General features: G+C 60.5%; 16 protein-coding genes and 1 pseudogene. 15 read left to right on the forward strand and 2 right to left on the reverse strand.

Features of this window, described 5'->3' with window-relative positions:
* The first annotated feature begins 2 nt into the window (after positions 1-2).
* The 14 genes from XH87_RS21705 (at position 3) to XH87_RS21770 (ending at position 13,666) form a co-directional block, all read left to right on the forward strand.
* On the forward strand, positions 3-1,988 hold the full coding sequence (locus XH87_RS21705; RefSeq protein ID WP_271588815.1) for a conjugal transfer protein TraG: 1,986 nt from the start codon (positions 3-5) through the stop codon (positions 1,986-1,988).
* A 6-nt stretch (positions 1,989-1,994) separates the two neighbouring features.
* The gene (locus XH87_RS21710; RefSeq protein WP_271588816.1) at positions 1,995-2,420 is read left to right on the forward strand and encodes a CopG family transcriptional regulator; all 426 of its coding nucleotides are present in this window, start codon (positions 1,995-1,997) and stop codon (positions 2,418-2,420) included.
* 135 nt (positions 2,421-2,555) lie between these two features.
* The gene (locus tag XH87_RS21715; protein WP_271588817.1) at positions 2,556-3,890 is read left to right on the forward strand and encodes an MFS transporter; all 1,335 of its coding nucleotides are present in this window, start codon (positions 2,556-2,558) and stop codon (positions 3,888-3,890) included.
* A gap of 226 nt (positions 3,891-4,116) precedes the next feature.
* Positions 4,117-5,031 carry a P-type conjugative transfer ATPase TrbB gene (gene trbB / locus XH87_RS21720; protein WP_271588818.1) on the forward strand — a complete coding sequence of 305 codons (915 nt, stop codon included), beginning with the start codon at positions 4,117-4,119 and terminating at the stop codon, positions 5,029-5,031.
* A gap of 1 nt (position 5,032) precedes the next feature.
* Positions 5,033-5,359, forward strand: a complete 327-nt coding sequence (locus XH87_RS21725) for a TrbC/VirB2 family protein (protein ID WP_271588819.1) — start codon at positions 5,033-5,035, stop codon at positions 5,357-5,359.
* Positions 5,359-5,622 (forward strand): VirB3 family type IV secretion system protein, encoded by a 264-nt coding sequence (locus tag XH87_RS21730; RefSeq protein ID WP_271588820.1) that lies wholly within the window; start codon positions 5,359-5,361, stop codon positions 5,620-5,622. The genes XH87_RS21725 and XH87_RS21730 overlap by 1 nt, the downstream gene beginning before the upstream one ends.
* A 10-nt stretch (positions 5,623-5,632) precedes the next feature.
* Positions 5,633-8,074 carry a conjugal transfer protein TrbE gene (gene trbE, locus XH87_RS21735; protein WP_271588821.1) on the forward strand — a complete coding sequence of 814 codons (2,442 nt, stop codon included), beginning with the start codon at positions 5,633-5,635 and terminating at the stop codon, positions 8,072-8,074.
* Entirely contained in the window at positions 8,071-8,802 is a 732-nt protein-coding gene (trbJ, locus tag XH87_RS21740; RefSeq protein WP_271588822.1) for a P-type conjugative transfer protein TrbJ, read from the forward strand. The genes trbE and trbJ overlap by 4 nt, the downstream gene beginning before the upstream one ends.
* Positions 8,802-9,170, forward strand: coding sequence for a putative entry exclusion protein TrbK-alt (gene trbK-alt / locus XH87_RS21745; RefSeq protein WP_271588823.1), 369 nt, complete (start codon positions 8,802-8,804; stop codon positions 9,168-9,170). Before trbJ ends, trbK-alt begins: the two co-directional genes overlap by 1 nt.
* The gene (gene trbL / locus XH87_RS21750) at positions 9,167-10,396 is read left to right on the forward strand and encodes a P-type conjugative transfer protein TrbL (protein ID WP_271588824.1); all 1,230 of its coding nucleotides are present in this window, start codon (positions 9,167-9,169) and stop codon (positions 10,394-10,396) included. The genes trbK-alt and trbL overlap by 4 nt, the downstream gene beginning before the upstream one ends.
* A gap of 100 nt (positions 10,397-10,496) precedes the next feature.
* Positions 10,497-11,180 carry a conjugal transfer protein TrbF gene (trbF, locus tag XH87_RS21755; RefSeq protein WP_271588825.1) on the forward strand — a complete coding sequence of 228 codons (684 nt, stop codon included), beginning with the start codon at positions 10,497-10,499 and terminating at the stop codon, positions 11,178-11,180.
* Positions 11,177-12,211 carry a P-type conjugative transfer protein TrbG gene (gene trbG / locus XH87_RS21760; protein ID WP_271588826.1) on the forward strand — a complete coding sequence of 345 codons (1,035 nt, stop codon included), beginning with the start codon at positions 11,177-11,179 and terminating at the stop codon, positions 12,209-12,211. The genes trbF and trbG overlap by 4 nt, the downstream gene beginning before the upstream one ends.
* Positions 12,208-13,419 carry a TrbI/VirB10 family protein gene (locus XH87_RS21765; protein WP_271588827.1) on the forward strand — a complete coding sequence of 404 codons (1,212 nt, stop codon included), beginning with the start codon at positions 12,208-12,210 and terminating at the stop codon, positions 13,417-13,419. Before trbG ends, XH87_RS21765 begins: the two co-directional genes overlap by 4 nt.
* A 4-nt stretch (positions 13,420-13,423) precedes the next feature.
* Entirely contained in the window at positions 13,424-13,666 is a 243-nt protein-coding gene (locus tag XH87_RS21770; protein ID WP_128931751.1) for a DUF2274 domain-containing protein, read from the forward strand.
* Positions 13,667-13,850: 184 nt separating this feature from the next.
* Here XH87_RS21770 and XH87_RS21775 read toward each other — a convergent pair whose 3' ends face one another.
* Together XH87_RS21775 and XH87_RS21780 are read right to left on the reverse strand one after the other, a co-directional pair.
* Positions 13,851-14,759, reverse strand: coding sequence for a TauD/TfdA dioxygenase family protein (locus XH87_RS21775; protein WP_271588828.1), 909 nt, complete (start codon positions 14,757-14,759; stop codon positions 13,851-13,853).
* Positions 14,760-15,360: 601 nt separating this feature from the next.
* Positions 15,361-15,983, reverse strand: a pseudogene (locus tag XH87_RS21780) (FMN-binding negative transcriptional regulator); the annotation flags it as partial.
* A 441-nt stretch (positions 15,984-16,424) separates the two neighbouring features.
* On the opposite strand from XH87_RS21780, the gene XH87_RS21785 reads away from it, so the two are divergent.
* The gene (locus XH87_RS21785; protein WP_271588829.1) at positions 16,425-16,601 is read left to right on the forward strand and encodes a DUF433 domain-containing protein; all 177 of its coding nucleotides are present in this window, start codon (positions 16,425-16,427) and stop codon (positions 16,599-16,601) included.
* Positions 16,602-16,701 lie beyond the last annotated feature (100 nt).

The raw sequence follows: 16,701 nt of genomic DNA on the forward strand, positions 1-16,701 counted from the left end.
GGATGTCCGGAACCAAAATTCTCTGGGGACAGGTGATAGTTGTCGGCCTGATCGTTTTGCTCGCCATCTGGGGAGCAACTGAGTGGACAGCTTGGCGCCTGGCCTACCAGCCCGAGCTTGGACGACCCTGGTTCGAGCTGTCGGGCTGGAAGGTCTATTACCCACCAGTCTTCTTCTGGTGGTGGTTCGTCTACGACGCCTATGCGCCACAGGTCTTTGTGGAGGGAGCCTTCATCGCGACGTCGGGGACCGTCGTTTCGATCGCGGCGGCGATCGGCATGTCGGTCTGGCGGGCGCGTGAAGCCAAGAATGTCGAGACCTATGGTTCGGCGCGCTGGGCTGATGGGAAAGAGGTTCAAGCGGCCGGTCTTCTCGGTCCGGATGGCGTGGTGCTGGGCAAGCTCGACCGCGACTACCTGCGCCATGATGGGCCGGAGCACGTCTTGTGCTTTGCGCCCACTCGGTCCGGTAAGGGTGTTGGCCTGGTCGTTCCTTCGTTGCTTGCCTGGCCGGGCTCGGCCATCGTGCACGACATCAAAGGTGAGAACTGGCAACTGACGGCCGGCTTTCGGTCGCGACATGGTCGCGTCCTACTGTTCGACCCCACCAATCCAAAGTCCTCAGCTTATAATCCGCTGCTCGAAGTCCGGCGCGGGGAATGGGAGGTTCGCGACGTCCAGAACGTGGCCGACGTCCTGGTCGACCCCGAAGGCTCCCTCGACAAGCGGAACCATTGGGAGAAGACCAGCCATTCGCTCCTGGTCGGCGCCATTCTCCACGTCCTCTATGCCGAGTCGGACAAGACTTTGGCTGGCGTGGCCGCCTTCCTGTCCGACCCGAAGCGGCCAATCGAGGCGACGTTGAAGGCGATGATGACCACGCCGCATCTCGGTGAGCAGGGTGCGCATCCCGTGGTTGCCTCGACCGCGCGCGAACTCCTCAACAAGTCGGAGAATGAACGGTCCGGCGTCCTCTCCACTGCGATGTCGTTCCTCGGGCTGTACCGCGATCCCGTGGTGGCCCGGGTGACCCGCCGCTGCGACTGGCGGATCGCCGACTTAATCGCAGATCTTCGGCCGACGACGCTTTACCTCGTGGTACCTCCTTCCGACATCTCGCGTACCAAGCCCCTAATCCGTCTGGTGCTGAACCAGATCGGCCGGCGCCTGACCGAGGACTTGCACGTCCGCGACCGTCGGCATCGTGTCCTGATGATGCTCGACGAATTCCCAGCGCTCGGGCGGCTTGATTTTTTCGAGTCCGCGCTCGCCTTCATGGCGGGGTACGGCATCAAGAGTTTCTTGATCGCGCAGTCGCTCAATCAGATCGAGAAGGCCTACGGGCCCAACAACGCTATCCTCGACAATTGTCACGTCCGCGTCAGCTTCGCCACCAATGACGAGCGGACCGCCAAACGGGTGTCCGACGCCTTGGGCACGGCGACCGAGATGAGGGCCATGAAGAACTATGCCGGTCACAGGTTGAACCCGTGGCTGGGGCACCTAATGGTCTCGCGCCAGGAGACGGCAAGGCCGCTGCTGACCCCGGGCGAAGTCATGCAGCTTCCGCCGATGGACGAGATCGTCATGGTGGCAGGCACGCCGCCGATCCGAGCGAGGAAGGTCCGCTACTACGAGGATCGGCGGTTTACCGAACGCGTCTTGCCGCCGCCCGATCCGGCGGCATCCAGTCGGTCACCGCGAACGGACGGATGGTCAACACTTGGAACGCTAAGACCGGCGCCGGCATCAATCGGGAGGGGGCAGAGAGAGGAAGACACGGCAAACAGCGGCTTGCGCCGAGAGCCCGAACTCCCTGATCACGTGGCGATCGTCAAAGAAACAAGCGAGCCGAGACCGGCAGAGGAATTTGCCGTCGTGCTTGATGACGACGAGGATGCGGTCCGTCAATCCCGGCTCATACGCCAACAGATGCGCGGTGTCACCCATCAAGTCGCTCTGGACCCGAATGACGGCATGGAGCTCTGAGGCAATATGCGCGACCGGATGAACGTCTACTTCCCGCCAGAGCTTCTGAAACAGATCTCCGATCTCGCTGATCGCAAGAAGCTTTCCCGGTCTGCAATCGTGGAAGCGGCCGTCGCTTCGTTTCTGTCACCCGATGGAGCAGACAGGCGGGAGGCAGCGTTTACCCGTCGCCTGGATCGGCTATCTCGTCAGATGCAGAGGCTGGAGCGTGACGTTGGTTTGACGGCCGAGACCTTGGCCCTCTTTATCCGATTCTGGCTGACGATCACCCCACCGTTGCCCAACGAGGCGCAGGCGGCCGCGCAAATAAAGGGTAGGGAGCGCTTCGAAGGATTTGTCGAGGCGCTCGGGCGCCGCTTGCAAAAGGGGCAAAGCTTTCTGCGCGAGATTCCCGAGGAGATCCGCCGTCCGGAACCGGCCGAAGAAACCTGATTGAACCATGTAGGCAGACCATTTCGCCCGTCCTTCTTTTTCTACGCCAGCCTACGATCGCAGCAATTTGGCCAAGCCCACAAAAAGCTGGACGCGCTATCGGCTCCAATGAGTTGAGGAGCAAGAAGGGCCAGCATGCAAGTTTCAGGGGCATGGCGTCTCACCGCGCGCGTATTTCTCCCGTTTGCCGCTGCTTACTATCTTTCGTATCTGTTTCGAACGATCAACGCTTTGATCGCCAGTCATCTCAGCTCGGATACCGGGCTTGGGTCTGCCAATCTCGGGTTGCTTACGTCAGTCTATTTCCTTGTTTTCGCGGCGGCTCAGATCCCCGTCGGCATATTGTTGGACCGCTTTGGTCCGCGTCGCGTCCAGAGTGTTTTGCTCTTGCTCGCAGCAGTGGGCGCCGGAGTGTTCGCAGTATCGACTGGCTTCCTGTCCCTTTTGATCGCGCGTGCAATGATCGGGCTTGGCGTGGCGGCGGCGCTGACGGCAGGACTGAAGTCCATCATCCTTTGGTTCCCCAGGGAACGAGTTGCCTTGGTTAACGGCTACATGATCATGCTGGGGTCGCTAGGAGCGGTGACCGCTACGGCTCCCGTCGAACACCTGCTCGCCTGGATGGGCTGGCGGCAGCTCTTTGGGATCCTGGCGGCGGCTACCTGTGCGACGGCCGCTCTCATCTACGTCGTGGTGCCCGAACGAGGCATTGTCTCATCGCTGGCGTCAACCCCCGCGACCCTTAGCTCCGTTTTCGGCGATCGGCGCTTTTGGCGAATCGCCCCGTTGTCGGCGACTTGCATTGGATCGGCCTGGTCCCTGCAGGGATTGTGGGCATCGCCATGGCTGGCGGACGTGGAGAGGCTTGATCGCGCAAGTCTCGTCACACAGCTTTTTATGATGTCGATCGTACTTAGCGGTGGTGCCTGGTTGTTCGGTATGACGGTCCATTGCATCAAACGAAGGGGAATCGGGGCGGAGACAATATTGGCGCTGGTTGCAGTACTGTTTATCGCAGCTGAGTTTGCCTTGATCCTGCGAGCGCCTCTGCCATCCATCTTGCCCTGGTCTGTTGTCGCAATTGTCGGAACGGCAACCGTGGTCAGCTTCGCGGTGATAGCGGATTACTTTCCGCCGGAGCTTGCCGGTCGTGCCAATGGCGCCTTGAACGTTTTGCACTTTGGTTTGGCGTTTCTGGCACAATACGCGACAGGTCTTATCCTGGAGCAATGGTCTGCGAATGATGGCCATAGGCCCGTCCAAGCCTATCAAGTTGCGTTCGGTCTCAACGTAGCGCTGCAGATCGCGGCGTTAGGCTGGTTCGCTATGCCCTGGCGCCGATCCATTGCTTCGTGGATGAGTTCAATCCTCTTCTTCAAGCAGACTGATGTTTCCTACGTTGTCGAGTCAGTTGGGTTGTATGAGGATTCGGTCATCCTCCTGCCCACGGATGACGATGCGGAGTGGTGAGCAGCAACTCGCGGCGAACGGATACGATTAAGTAGCCGTCAAATATCGGTTCTCAGTCTTTCTTTTTCTACGCCAGCCTACGATCACCGAAAGCGCTTGTTGCGCCAAATCCATTGGTGGCTTTTCTAATTGTCCCCATCTGAGGGCGCTCCTTCGTCCTCAATCGTGGGGGCGAACGGTGGCAATCCAATCTATTCAATCGGAAGCGAGTTCGCGCGGTGCGCGAATGCTGCGCAGCGCGCTTGGCTCGGCGATTGCCGGCTACCTCGAAGATGAAGCGATCATCGAGGTGATGCTCAACCCAGATGGGCGGCTGTGGATCGACCGGTTGTCGAATGGCCTGATCGACACAGGCGAAACTCTGTCCGCAGCGGATGGCGAGCGCATTGTTCGCCTTGTCGCGCATCACGTCGGTGCCGAGGTCCATGCCGGTGCGCCACGGGTTTCGGCCGAACTGCCCGGGACTGGCGAGCGCTTCGAAGGTCTGTTGCCTCCAGTCGTTGCTGCTCCTGCGTTCGCTATCCGCAAACCTGCGGTCGCCGTGTTTACGCTCGACGAGTACGTCGCTAGGGGCATCATGACATCGGAACAGGCCAGGATCCTGAAGGGCGCGGTCGCTGCTCGTAAGAACATCCTCGTCGCCGGTGGCACATCGACCGGCAAGACAACCTTGACGAACGCGCTCCTGGCCGAGGTCGCAAAGACCTCCGATCGGGTCGTGCTGATCGAAGACACGCGCGAACTCCAGTGCAAAGCGCCCAACCTCGTGGCTTTGCGGACCAAGGATGGCGTAGCCACACTATCTGACCTCGTTCGGTCTTCGCTGCGATTGCGTCCTGATCGTATCCCGATCGGCGAGGTCCGCGGTGCGGAAGCACTCGATTTGCTTAAGGCCTGGGGCACCGGTCACCCCGGCGGCATCGGGACCATCCATGCGGGCACCGCGCTCGGCGCGCTGCGGCGGCTCGAGCAACTCATCCAGGAAGCCGTCATCACGGTTCCGCGTGCCCTGATCGCCGAGACCATCAACCTCGTTGCTGTGCTTGCGGGCCGCGGCGCTGACCGTCGCATCGCTGAGCTCGCCCTCGTCACGGGGCTTGGGGCCGCCGGCGACTACAGTTTTTCATCAGCAGGAGACTGACATGCGCCCGCAATTTCGCTTCCCTCGGCAAGCCACATCGCTGGCCGCGTCCGGCACGGTTCTTTTGGCGTCAGCGCCAGGATGGGCTGCTGGCTCGAATATGCCGTGGGAGCAACCACTCAACCAGATCCTGCAGTCGGTCGAAGGACCGGTTGCCAAGATCATCGCCGTCATCATCATCGTGGTGACCGGGCTCACGCTCGCGTTCGGGGATTCGTCAGGCGGCTTCCGCAGGCTGATTCAGATCGTGTTCGGTTTGTCGATCGCGTTTGCCGCCTCGAGTTTCTTCCTGTCGTTCTTCTCCTTCGGCGGCGGCGTGGTGATCTAATGGATGAACGGGTCACAGGCTTTGTCGTGCCCGTTCACCGCGCGCTCACCGAGCCGATCCTGATGGGAGGCGCGCCGCGGTCGGTCGCGATCGTCAACGGCACGTTGGCGGCAGCCCTGGGGCTCGGACTTCGGCTCTGGATCGCAGGTCTTGTCCTCTGGTTCATCGGCCACATGGCCGCCGTCTGGGCCGCCAAGCGCGATCCTGCCTTTGTCGATGTCGTGCGCCGACATTTGCGCATTCCCAGCCATCTCAACGTCTGAGGTTTCGGTCATGATGAACCTTGCCGAATATCGCCATTTCGACGCCCGTCTTGCCGACTTTCTGCCTTGGGCAGCCCTCGTCGACGAGGGAATCATCCTCAATAAGGACGGCTCGTTCCAGCGGACAGCAAAGTTCCGCGGACCCGACCTCGACAGTGCAGTACCGGCCGAACTTGTCGGCGTCGCCGGTCGCCTGAATAACGCCTTGCGTCGCCTGGGATCAGGCTGGGCCGTATTCGTCGAGGCGCAGCGTCATTTTGCGGGGACCTACCCGTTTAACTCCTTTCCGGATGTCGCGTCTGCGCTGGTTGACGCGGAACGCAGGGCTCAGTTCGAAGAGGCTGGTGCCCACTATGAGTCCAGCTACTTCCTGACCTTCCTCTATCTGCCTCCAGAGGAAGGGGCTGCCAGGGCAGAGCAACTGCTTTACGAGGGGCGCGACCGCACCGTCGGAGCCGACGCGCGCGAGATCCTCCGGGGGTTTATCGACCAAACAAACCGCGTGCTTCAACTCGTCGACGAGTTCATGCCGGAATGCATCTGGCTCAATGATCAGGACACGCTGACCTACCTGCACTCGACGATCTCAACCAAGCGTCATCGCGTTCGGGTGCCAGAAATTCCGATGTACATCGACGCGCTGTTGGCCGACCAGCCGCTGACCGGCGGGCTCGAACCGATGCTGGGTTCGGCCAATGTGCGGGTGCTGACGATCGTGGGCTTTCCTGGGGCGACGACCCCGGGAATTCTGGATGACCTGAATCGCCTGCCGTTTTCGTATCGCTGGTCAACCCGGGCGATCATGCTCGACAAGACCGACGCGACCAAGCTGTTGACCAAGATCCGCCGCCAGTGGTTCGCCAAGCGAAAGTCTATCGGCGCCATCCTCAAGGAGGTCATGACAAACGAGGCCTCGACGCTGCTCGATACCGACGCTCTCAACAAGGCGCTTGATGCCGACGCGGCGTTGCAGGAACTGGGGTCGGATCAGATCGGACAAGCCTTTGTCACGGCAACCATTACCGTCTGGGATCGCGATCCCAATGCGGCCGACGAAAAGCTGCGGTTGGTCGAGAAGGTCATTCAGGGTCGCGATTTCACCTGCATGGTCGAGACGGTGAACGCCGTCGAAGCCTGGCTCGGCAGTCTGCCGGGACATGTCTATGCGAATGTGCGGCAGCCACCCGTATCGACACTCAACCTCGCCCATATGATTCCGATGTCGGCTGTGTGGGCCGGCGAGGTGAGGGATTTGCACTTCAAGGGTCCGCCACTCCTGTTTGGGAAGACCGAGGGATCGACCCCATTCCGGTTCTCCCTCCACGTCGGCGACGTCGGCCACACGCTCGTGGTAGGGCCGACAGGTGCCGGCAAGTCGGTACTGCTCTCTCTGATGGCACTGCAATTCCGCCGTTACCCGAACTCTCAGGCCTTTGCGTTCGATTTCGGTGGTTCAATCCGGGCGGCCGCGCTCGCTATGGGCGGCGACTGGCATGATCTCGGCGGCGCTCTGTCCGACGGAAGCGAAAACTCCGTTGCGCTGCAGCCGCTGGCCTGGATCGATGATGCTTCCGAGCGCGGATGGGCCACGGAATGGATCTGCGCGATCCTGGCACGGGAAAAGGTCGAGATCACCCCGGAGGTCAAGGATCATTTGTGGTCAGCGCTGACGTCTCTCGCCTCGGCCCCGAGGGGGGAACGCACCCTCACGGGCCTCTCGGTCTTGCTGCAATCCAATTCTCTGAAAAGGGCCCTGCAGCCCTATTGCCTCGGCGGCCCCTCCGGCCGCCTGCTCGATGCCGAATTCGAGCGCCTCGGCGAAGCCTCGGTCCAGGCGTTTGAGACCGAAGGTCTGATCGGAACGAGCGCTGCCCCAGCAGTGCTGGCGTACCTGTTTCATCGAATCGGGGACCGCCTCGACGGTCGGCCGACTCTGCTTATTGTCGATGAAGGGTGGCTTGCCCTCGATGACGAGCATTTCGCAGGTCAACTCCGCGAATGGCTGAAGACACTTCGGAAGAAGAACGCGTCCGTCATATTTGCCACCCAATCACTTTCGGACATTGATGGCTCCGCGATCGCGCCGGCGATCATCGAAAGCTGCCCAACGCGGCTATTGCTGCCGAACGAGCGGGCGATCGAGCCGCAAATCACAGCGATCTATCGCCGCTTCGGCCTCAATGACCGCCAGATCGAGCTTCTGAGCCGGGCAACGCCGAAGCGCGACTACTACTGCCAGTCCCGTCGCGGCAACCGGATGTTCGAGCTTGGACTTGGCGAGGTGGCACTCGCCTTCACCGCCGCCTCTTCAAAGAAAGACCAAGCGACCATCACGCAGCTCCTGGCCGAGCATGGACCTGACGGCTTCGTGCCGTCCTGGCTCGAGCACCGTGGCGTCGCATGGGCGACGGATCTGATCCCCCATCTCGTCAATTTGGAGAAGTCGCAATGAGGCGTCTTGGCCTATCGATGGCTGCTAGCACCATCGCCCTCACGCTTGGCGCCACGGCGCCCGCGCGAGCGCAGTGGATCGTCTTTGATCCCAACAACTACGTTCAGAACGTCCTGACGGCTGCACGGGAGCTTCAGCAGATCAACAATCAGATCACCTCGCTGCAAAACGAGGCGCAGATGCTGATCAATCAGGCAAAGAACCTGGCAAACCTGCCGTATTCGTCGCTGCAGCAACTGCAATCCTCGATCCAGCGGACCCAGCAATTGCTGGCCCAGGCCCAGCGCATCGCCTACGACGTGCAGCAGATCGACGGCGCCTTCTCGACCAGCTACGCGCCAGCGACCAGCAGCCAATCGAACCAGTTACTGATCTCCAACGCTCAGTCGCGTTGGCAGAATTCCTATGCCGCAACGCAAGACGCTCTTCGCGTCCAGGCCGGCATCGTTGGCAACCTCGACACCAATCGCGTCCAGACGTCCGCGCTCGTAACGTCTAGCCAAGGCGCAAGCGGCGCTCTGCAAGCAACTCAGGCCGGCAACCAGATCCTGGCGCTTCAAGCGCAACAACTTGCAGATCTCACGGCGGTCGCGGCGGCGCAGGGCAGGGCGCAGAGCCTCGAAGCGGCTCAGCGCGCCTCAGCTCAGGATCAGGGGCGAGAACAGCTTCGGCGCTTCCTGACACCAGGGCAGGGCTATCAATCCTCCAATGTGCAGATGTTCCACTGATGACCGACGTAAAGGCATTCAAGGCGCTGTCGCTGCTCACGACAATCGGCCTAGTGGCCGTCGCTGCCTGCACGATTCAGCTGCGTGGCCGCTTCGAGTCTCGGTCGGCCCTGAAGGCCGAGCAGAGGACCGATGCAATCAGTTCTGACCTCGTGCGCTGCCGCAGCGCCACTGCGGAGGAAGCAGCGGGTTATCAGCATTGCAAGCAAGTTTGGGCTGAAAACCGGCGTCACTTCTTTGGCAAGAAAGATGGCGAAGTAGCTCCCGGCCATGCTGACTCCGCCAGTTCGATACCTGCCCCCAAGGATCAAAGCCGGATCCCGCAGGGATATCCGAACCTGGTGACACCTGAGGCGAGCAAGCCATGACTGGTACGGGGATCATTGACCAGTTCCTGGAAACGTTCACGCGTTATATCGACAACGGCTTCGGGCTGCTGGGCAGCGATGTCGGATATCTCGCAACGACCCTTGCCGCGATCGACATTACGCTCGCCGCGCTGTTCTGGAGTTGGGGAACGGACGAGGACATCATCGCGCGCCTCGTCAAGAAAACGCTCTTCGTCGGCGTCTTTGCCTACCTCATCGGGAACTGGAACAGCCTGGCGCGCATCGTCTTCGAGAGCTTGGCCGGCCTTGGGCTGAAGGCATCCGGCGCAAGCCTATCTGCGTCGGATTTCCTGCGACCGGGAAAGATCGCCCAAGTCGGACTCGACGCCGGCCGGCCGCTGCTCGATTCGATCTCCAACCTGATGGGCTACATCAGTTTCTTCGAGAATTTCGTCCAGATCGTCGTTCTCTTGTTCGCATGGCTCGTGGTGCTGCTTGCCTTTTTCATTCTGGCGATACAGCTCTTCGTCACCCTGATTGAGTTCAAGCTTACGACGCTGGCCGGCTTCGTGCTCATTCCGTTTGGCCTGTTCGGCAAGACCGCATTCGCGGCAGAGAGGGTCTTGGGCAACGTCATATCTTCAGGGATCAAGGTTCTGGTCTTGGCCGTTATCATTGGCATTGGATCGACCTTGTTCTCGCAGTTCACCGCCGGCTTCGGCGGCGCTCAGCCGACCATCGAAGACGCGATGACGCTGGTCCTTGCTGCGCTCTCCCTGCTGGGCCTCGGTATCTTTGGTCCCGGAATCGCAAACGGGCTTGTCTCCGGCGGACCCCAGCTCGGCGCCGGTGCCGCGATCGGGGCAGGTCTTGCTGGCGGCGGCATTGTTGCGGCGGGCGCGGGCCTTGCCGCTGGCGGTGCCGGTCTCGCTGGTGGTGCGATTGCAAGTGCCGCGCGCGGTGGCGGCGCTCTCATGAGCGGAGCGGCGGCCGCTTATCGGAGTGGTGGCCTTGCTGGCGTTGCGCAGGCGGGCAGCTCGGCTGCCATGAGCCCGTTACGTCGCGCAGCGGCTGCCCTCGGCGGAGGTGGGGAAGCCAGCGCGCAGAGCGCGAGCACCCGGACCCAAGGGCAGCCCGATTGGGCGCGCCGCATGAAGCGCGCCCAGACCATTCGGCATGGTGCTTCAGTAGCCGGCCAAGCGGTTCGCTCAGGCGATCACGGTGGCAGCGGCTCCTCCGTCGATTTGTCCGAAGGAGGGCGCTGACGCGCACCACTGCACTTGCGCCACGGCAAGGCAGCAGCGCCTCAAACTCGTAGACAGCACGACTCGAAGCCGATCACTTAATCTCAGGGGCAACTATCGAATGTTCAAACGACCTTCCGTACACTACGGGCGCATGCCCGAGCCGGTTACGCCGTATCAGAAAGCAGCGCAGGTTTGGGACGAACGCATTGGATCAGCTCGCGTGCAAGCCAAAAACTGGCGACTGATGGCCTTTGGCTGCCTGATGCTGTCAGCCGGTCTCGCAGGCGGCCTTGTCTGGCAATCGAGCCAGGGCTCGGTGACACCCTGGGTGGTCGAGGTCGACCATCTTGGCCAGGCCCAAAGGATCGCGCCAGCCAACATCGACTATCAACCCACTGATGCCCAGATCGCCTACCATCTGGCGCGCTTCATTGAGGATGTCAGAAGCCTACCCGCGGACGGCATCGTCCTGCGCCAGAATTGGCTCCGCGCCTACGATTTTACGACCGATCGCGGCGCGGCGGCGCTCAACGATCATGCGCGCAACAATGACCCCTTTGCCAAGCTGGGTAAGGCGCAAATCTCCGTCGAGGTATCGAGCGTCATTCGCGCGTCTTCAGAGAGCTTTCGGGTCGCATGGACCGAACGCAATTACGATAACGGCTCATTGAGCTCGACCGAGCGCTGGACCGCGATTCTCACCATCGTAATCGAGACCCCGCGCGACGCTGTGCGCCTGCGCAAGAATCCCCTTGGCGTCTACGTCCACGCCATCAACTGGTCGAAGGAGTTGAGTCAGTGACCAAGACGCCGTCTGACGTTCATTCGAAGCGTTCCATCTCGCTCAGCAGGTTCAGTTCGACTTTGTTCGAGATCCTGGCCGGGAAGCGAACATTTCTGTCCGCGCTATTACTTGGCTTGTCGGCGCTCGGTGGGTGCGCGACCTACATACCGCCGGAGATCAGCTATGACGCGGAAGTTCCGCCACTTCCGGCGCCTCCATCGCCTCTGGAGGACAGGTCTCGGCCGCTTCACGTTCCGCCACTCTGGAAGCCCGCTCTCGGCGGCAAGTCGGCCGGGAAGGAAGAGCCCGAGCCCGTGAACCGGGTTGAGACCGCCAACAGCGCCGCCCGTGTCGAGCCGCGCAAGCGGGGATATTTCAATGCAGCCCAAATCTACGCCTACAGTCCCGGAGCGCTCTATCAGATTTACGCCGCACCGGGGCAGATCACGGATATCGCGCTCGAGGAGGGAGAGCAGTTGACGGGATCAGGGCCCATCGCGGCCGGAGACACCGTACGCTGGGTCGTTGGGGATACCGAGAGCGGGAGCGGCGACACGCGACGCGTCCATATCCTGGTCAAGCCGACCCGCGCATCGATCGAGACCAATCTGGTCGTCAATACCGATCGGCGCACCTACCTGATTGAGCTCCGCTCCCGCGAGCGACCATACATGCCATCAGTTGCCTGGTACTATCCGGAAACAGTCCGCGAGCGGTCGCGCTCCCTCGCTCTGAAACCCGTTCTTCCGGATCCCGCGCAGCGTATCTCTCGCTATGCCATCGAAGGGGACATTCCTCCCTGGCGGCCGCTCGCCGTATATGACGATGGCCGCAAGGTCTATGTCGAATTCCCGCAAGGCATCGTGCAAGGTGAGATGCCACCGCTCTTTGTCATCAGCCCCGACGGCAAGACCGAACTCGTCAACTATCGTGCCTACGGTAACGTGTTGATTGTTGATCGGCTGTTCGCAGCCGCCGAACTGCGGCTCGGTGGTGAGCACCAGCAGAAGGTCAGGATTGTCAGGACTGACGGGAGGCCGTCGTCATGAACACTCAGAATGGAAACGATCAGGAGCTACCGGCTCCGCCGGAGACACAAGAGGAACAGTCCAAAAGCTTCCGCCTGAGAGCAGAGCATCCGCGCGTGACACGGTTGTCCCGAAAAGTCCTGGCGGCAGGGAGCGCGGCTGCCTTGCTTGTGGTCGGTGGAGCGGTCCTGTGGTCGCTGCAGAACAATCGTCCCCGAAGCCAGCCGGCCGATGAGCTCTACAGTACTGACCATCGCAATGTCGCCGATGGCATTACGGCTCTGCCAAAGGACTACGCTGGCTTTCCGCACCAACCAACCCCGCAGCTTGGCCCGCAGCTCCCTGGTGACCTTGGCCGACCAATCCTTGCTGCCCAAGGACAGTCGCCGACCATCGGCGGTAATTTGGAACAGCAGCGCCAGGATCAAGAGACCGAGGCCGCTCGCATCAGCCGTTTGTTCGCTGCGACCAATGGGCGAGAAGTGCGACCGGCCGACGCTGCGGCTGCTGGGAGCGACCGCGTCGTGCCACCGAACGCAACGAGCACTGGCGAAGACGGATCTGCGCGGAACGCTCAGGACCGAAAGCTTGCTTTCGTGAGCGCCTCGGTAGACCGTCGCACGGTCAGCCCTGACCGTGTCACCAGGCCGGCTTCACCATATATTGTGCAGGCTGGGACGATCATTCCGGGAGCCTTGATCACGGGCATCAGGTCGGACCTGCCAGGCCAAATTACGGCCCAAGTGACCGAGAGCGTATATGACACCCCGACCGGCCGCTTTCTGCTTGTCCCTCAGGGGGCGCGTCTGATCGGCATCTACGATAGCCAGGTCACTTTCGGCCAGTCTCGCGTCCTGCTCGTCTGGACACGGCTGATCATGCCGAATGGACGTTCTATCGTTCTCGAGCGGCAGCCTGGCGCTGACGCTGCCGGGTATGCAGGTCTCGAAGATCAGGTCGACAATCACTGGGGCGAGTTGCTCAAGGCCGCGGCACTATCGACGTTTCTGGCGATCGGGACCGAACTGGGGGCCGGCTCGGACACCAACAGCAACGACAGTGCAATCATCCAGGCAATGCGACACGGCGCCTCGGACTCACTAAATCAGACCGGGCAGCAGGTCGTTCGCCGCAGTCTCAGCATCCAGCCTACTCTGACCGTGCGACCTGGCTTCCCGGTTCGTGTTCTTGTCAATCATGACCTCATACTTACGCCGTATAGAGGGTGACAACATGCCAAAACTCAAAATAGGCGAGCTTCCAGACGACAAGCCCGTCAAAGTGAGTACGGAGCTGCCTGCGGCCGTGCATCGTGATCTCATTGCATATGCAGAAGCGCTTACGCGTCAGGGTGGTCAAGTGGTCGATCCGACTAAACTCATCGCCCCCATGTTGGCGCGCTTTATGGCCACGGATCGAGGTTTTTCTAAACTGAAACGTGAAGGCCACGTACCGGCCGCTGGCGAAGGACAGTGATGCTCAAGGCTTCCTCGAAGCTGTTGGTCGACGCTAAATAGCGTGCATCAATCTAAGCGCTGCCGAGTTGGCGCAGGAGCTGAGATATCGTGTCGGAAAGCGTGTTCCCGCGTCTGCCCGAAACAACTCCGATTACCGGTTTTATCGGCTTTCAGACGCGAGAGCGTTGGGCGTCGACGTGCAGTTATTCGGTCACCTTCAGGCGCGTTACACTGCTCCGGCCATCGACGCTGACAGGCACGTCACCCTCGATCGTGGCCCGACGTACGACGCGATGCTGGTCCCCGTAATCATTGACCGCGTAATGCTGCGTTGCGCGGTTATCCCATATCGCAATATCGCCTTCTAACCAGTTCCAGCGCACAGTGTTTTCGGGCGCGGTGATGTGAGACTGGAGCAGATCGAACAGCTTTTGTCCGTCGTATTTGGGGACCCCAACGAAGTGCTTCACCAAGGCGCCGAGCACTAGCGTCCGCTCGCCTGTTTCGGGGTGGACGCGTACGACGGGATGCTCGGTCTCAAAAACCATTCTGGTGAACACCTCGTCAAAGTGTTTCTTGTCGACCTCGCGGACACGCGCGATCCCGGCGTAATCAAAAACGTTGCTGTGGACGGCCCATAGGCCCTCGGCAAGCCGTTGTAGCGGCGGCGGCAAATCAAGATAAGCGGCAGCTGTGTTCGACCACACGGTGTCGCCTCCGAAAGTTGGCATTACAACGGCCCGCAGGACCAAAATCTTCGGATAGGCGTCGGCGAAGGTCCCGTCCGCATGCCAAACGTCGGCGCGACCGCCGCCGCGAGTGGAGTCCAGTTCGAGGAGCGACGCCATCCCCTTGGTAGCACCGAGCATCGGATGTGGCACTAGCGTTCCGAGACGAGCGGCAAAGCGCTCCTGCTCGGCGTCATTGAGATGTCCTTGATTGCGGAAGAAGATTACCTTGTGCTCGAGCAATAAGCTGTTGATCGCAGCGATCGCGTGGTCCGGTAGATCTCCTGATAGCTTGATATTTTTGACCTCGGCACCGATGCGCGCTGCACGTTTCACAACATCGGTGCTCGGAATGACGCCACCGATCAAAGCCATTGTGCTCATGTTGCTTTTCCAAGCTCTTGCAGTTCTTCCTCGCCCCTTGGAGCGAATGACCTTCAGCAAGCATCGTGCCAAGCGAAAGACGAACATGTGTCCGACAATGGGCACTGAACGAACGAATCGTGCTATTTGGCGCGAGTCATCGAACTGAGCCGATGGTTGGGCCGAGTGACGAAAGAACTCGATCGCCGAGCTCACCCTCCGAATGTCGAATCGTGGAGCGCGCCAACGGCAGATCTTCAGTTTTTCTTTTTGTAATCACTCAACTGCTTGAAAAAAAGCAATTCTGGATCGATTTGTTTTAAGCGATGGCCATGCCCGGCGGCGCTGGGCAAGCCACAGCGCCGAATGGGCTTTCAAGTCCGCTTACTATGCGCGGTGTACTGGACCTGGCACGAGATTCGTGCCTCTGTCAGAATACGGACAAGTGTCTACACAGTGTAGTAAGCCCGAGCTGACTATTCCGTTAGTCATTTCGCGAGGTAATTGATGACCCGAGTTAATCTCTCCCAATGCCGCTGGAGCCTGTGAGAGCTGCAGATGTAAGATCGCTCTCTGTCGAGCGGCGCTGTTGGCGGCAGTCATGCACATTATCGCCTCGGTCCTGAACCAGGATAAGAGCTGCAACTTCTTGGTCCCGTGCCAGTTTGCTCGCCGCTAGGCCGGTGGCGACACCAATGCGATCAGGCGCGGGGCGGTTTTGGCTCATCTTGCGCTTGCCTTCGACCATGGTGATAGGGATACGCACGCCGACGATTTCGCGCAACTGGGCGGCGATGAAATCCGCGGGAGCATCGGTGACGGCCCAGGGCGTCGCACGTGACGTCTCATGGATATTCGTCAGATGCGTCACGATCTCAAGCAGGCGATTGGGATCCTCGAAGAACTCAATCGACCCATGGGCGTGGACCGCGATGTAGTTCCATGTCGGCACCACATGTTCAGCGTGTCGCTTGCTAGGATACCAGGATGGCGTCACATAAGCCTCCGCGCCAGTAAAGATCGCCAGAGCTTCTCCGATCGGGGCCGTGCGCCATTGCGGATTGCCCTTCGCCAGGTGCCCGTACAACGTGCCGTGTTCGCCTTCGCTCTCATCGAGGAAGAGCGGAAGAGGCGTCGCAAGTGGCCCATCTGACGTCGCTGTGATCAGGTTGGCCAATCGGGGCAGCGGATTGTGGCTCGAATGTTTTCGATGTCGTCATCTCGAAAGTGGGATGGTATGTACATGAAGGGTCTCCGCTGCAGGTCGTCGAGATAAACCCAAGTCAATATGCTAGAAAACTGCCAGTTTCAGTCGCTCCCGTAGAGGTTCTCCGCTTGCCTCTTTTGACGTGACGATTTCGGATTTTCTGGGACGCGGGCGATTTCACTCAGCCGCTTCAATCCGTCGAGCTGCTGTTGGGTTGGTGTTTCCGTAGCTATTCTCCTGCGGGCTGAGCCAGGCATTCATGGACCTTTAGATCTCACCCCCGCGTCGCCTGTATGAAGCGATCCGGCAGCTCTCCTTCGACGCGCACCGAGTCGCGTTTGGCGAACTAGTTCTTGATCTCGGCAAGGTCGACGCCGACCTCAAAAGCCGTCTTATCGTCTCGATGAACTGCGCCGATGGGTACAAGTCGGAGGTCATCGCAACGAACCCATCATTAAAATACGAAGAGTCCCGTCTACATGGTGGCCGCCCTCGCCCGTGGGCAATCGGCCGAGGAGATTGTCGACGATTTTCTATCGCTGACGCGCGATCAGGTTGAGGCCGTCATCGAATACGCCCAGGCGCATCCCAAGCGAGGTGCCCTATGTCCCGCGGAGTCTGAAGCGGGCGCTGGCAGAGCTAGCGACCTTCGATGACGAAGCCGAGGCGGGGAGATTGCGTCGCGCCGGATTCCGTGACCGCGTATTTGATCGACGAGAACGCGAGTTTGGCGCGCGTGCCGACTCCAACGTGCGC

The organism is Bradyrhizobium sp. CCBAU 53415 (genome assembly GCF_028128735.1).
Classification (GTDB): Bacteria; Pseudomonadota; Alphaproteobacteria; order Rhizobiales; family Xanthobacteraceae; genus Bradyrhizobium.

What these genes read in the sequence shown, in the direction of transcription:
- XH87_RS21705 (WP_271588815.1), top strand. Translation starts at nt 3, where the DNA reads ATGTCCGGAACCAAAATTCTCTGGGGACAGGTGATAGTTGTCGGCCTG.
- trbJ (WP_271588822.1), top strand. Translation starts at nt 8,071, where the DNA reads ATGAGGCGTCTTGGCCTATCGATGGCTGCTAGCACCATCGCCCTCACG.
- XH87_RS21710 (WP_271588816.1), top strand. Translation starts at nt 1,995, where the DNA reads ATGCGCGACCGGATGAACGTCTACTTCCCGCCAGAGCTTCTGAAACAG.
- trbL (WP_271588824.1), top strand. Translation starts at nt 9,167, where the DNA reads ATGACTGGTACGGGGATCATTGACCAGTTCCTGGAAACGTTCACGCGT.
- XH87_RS21770 (WP_128931751.1), top strand. Translation starts at nt 13,424, where the DNA reads ATGCCAAAACTCAAAATAGGCGAGCTTCCAGACGACAAGCCCGTCAAA.
- XH87_RS21725 (WP_271588819.1), top strand. Translation starts at nt 5,033, where the DNA reads ATGCGCCCGCAATTTCGCTTCCCTCGGCAAGCCACATCGCTGGCCGCG.
- trbE (WP_271588821.1), top strand. Translation starts at nt 5,633, where the DNA reads ATGATGAACCTTGCCGAATATCGCCATTTCGACGCCCGTCTTGCCGAC.
- XH87_RS21730 (WP_271588820.1), top strand. Translation starts at nt 5,359, where the DNA reads ATGGATGAACGGGTCACAGGCTTTGTCGTGCCCGTTCACCGCGCGCTC.
- XH87_RS21775 (WP_271588828.1), bottom strand. Translation starts at nt 14,759, where the DNA reads ATGAGCACAATGGCTTTGATCGGTGGCGTCATTCCGAGCACCGATGTT.
- XH87_RS21785 (WP_271588829.1), top strand. Translation starts at nt 16,425, where the DNA reads ATGGTGGCCGCCCTCGCCCGTGGGCAATCGGCCGAGGAGATTGTCGAC.
- trbF (WP_271588825.1), top strand. Translation starts at nt 10,497, where the DNA reads ATGTTCAAACGACCTTCCGTACACTACGGGCGCATGCCCGAGCCGGTT.
- XH87_RS21765 (WP_271588827.1), top strand. Translation starts at nt 12,208, where the DNA reads ATGAACACTCAGAATGGAAACGATCAGGAGCTACCGGCTCCGCCGGAG.
- trbK-alt (WP_271588823.1), top strand. Translation starts at nt 8,802, where the DNA reads ATGACCGACGTAAAGGCATTCAAGGCGCTGTCGCTGCTCACGACAATC.
- XH87_RS21715 (WP_271588817.1), top strand. Translation starts at nt 2,556, where the DNA reads ATGCAAGTTTCAGGGGCATGGCGTCTCACCGCGCGCGTATTTCTCCCG.
- trbB (WP_271588818.1), top strand. Translation starts at nt 4,117, where the DNA reads ATGCTGCGCAGCGCGCTTGGCTCGGCGATTGCCGGCTACCTCGAAGAT.